Here is a 1,584-nt window from a genome sequence, read left to right on the forward strand (position 1 = left end):
GCCCCGCGCGGGGCGCCGTGCAGCTTCGCGAGCGCGGCCGCGTCCTGTTGCAGTTGCAGCCACACCTTATGGCGAATCGACCAGGCGAGCTCGTCATGGCCCGCCATTTCCTGCGCATCCGCGTAGGTGAGTAGCCACAGCGGATCACGCGACAGCGCGCCGGCCTGGCGACGCAGATACTCGAGCGCGGCAACCGGCCGGTTCAGACGCATCTCGGCTGCCGCATACGGCTCCCACAGCGCGGCGCTGCGATCGATCGTGCCGCGCCAGCGATTGAGCGCGAGCTTGAGCTCCGCGTCGGTGCCGTAATCGACAAGCGTCCACAGATACGCGGCGCGCATGTCCGAGGTCGCATCGGGCAGCTCGACGGCGCGTTTGAGATCGGCGAGCGCATCGAGCGGCCGGTCGGTCAGACGCGCGTACTCGGCGCGCACGGCGAGCACGCCCGGCGACGCTTCCGCTGCGCGCAGCTCCTCGGGCGTGAGGCTCGCGAGCAACGTGGCGACGCGGTCGTAGGCCTGCGCATCGGTGTAATAGAAGATCGCATCCTGCAGCGCGCGCGGCGTGTGATCGCGCCGGTAGCGCAGCTCGGCCACGCGTCCCGCGTCGATCGGATACGGATCGTAGAAGTACGTCATCTCGCCGAGCTCTTCGGGCGTTGCGGCACCGCTCGCAAGCAGATGCCGATATGCGTCGTTCGCTTCGTCGTCGAGCTGCAACAGGCGCGCGAGCTCCGCATAATCGCGCCAGAAATCCTCGTCCTTGTCACTCGCGCCGACGCGGGCCCGCTTCAACGCTTCAAACGACGCGCGATAGTCGCCGTCGCGATACAGCACGCTGGCGGTACGCAGCGCCGCATGCGCGTCGTTCGGATGACGCGCCTGCACCGCGCGATAGGCGGCGAGCGCCTGGTCGTCGTGACCGGCGCGTTCCGCGAGGCCGCCAATGCGTTGATCGAGCGCATCGGCATTCGTGCCGCGCGGCAACGAACGCAGAAACGCGAGACCGTCGTCGGGGCGGCCGAGGCGCTCGTAGGTCGCGGTGACGTTGTCGACCAGCTTCAGGTCGTTCGGCGTCTGGCGCGCCTGATGAACGAGCGCGGTCAGATACGCTTCGTCGTCGTCGAGCATCGGCGCGATGCGCAGCACGTTTTGCCAGCCGACCGGATCGTCCGACAGTTGCGCGTAGTCGAGCCACGATTTCAGCGCGCGCGGTGCGTCGCGGTTCCATTCGGCCGTTTGCGCGAGGCGTTTGACCCACAGCACCGAACGCGGGTCGCGCTGCACCTGTTGCGCGGCGATTTTCTCGGCGCTCGCGAGGTCGCCCGATTCGACGAAGGCGTGGTAGACGACATCGGCCACATTGCCGTTCGCAGCGCCCGACGAAGTGGCTGACGACGAAGCCGCGACCGGCGCCGCCGGCTGTTCCGGCGCCGCGACTGGCTGCGTCGAGGCGGCGACGCGGATCAAACGCACGCCGTTGCGCGCGGCCAACGACGCGCTCGCCGCGCGCCGCACGACCGGACCATCCAGATACGCGTACGACGCGGAACGTGAACGCGCGTGCGCGCGCGCACGCGACTTC

1 protein-coding gene is annotated in these 1,584 nt (G+C 68.9%); it reads right to left on the minus strand.

The annotated features are described in order from the left end of the window. Positions 1-1,584: tetratricopeptide repeat protein (locus tag ACYPXD_RS23360; RefSeq protein ID WP_459716755.1), on the minus strand; the 1,584-nt coding region annotated here is incomplete at both ends.

It is taken from the genome of Paraburkholderia sp. 2C (genome assembly GCF_054589215.1).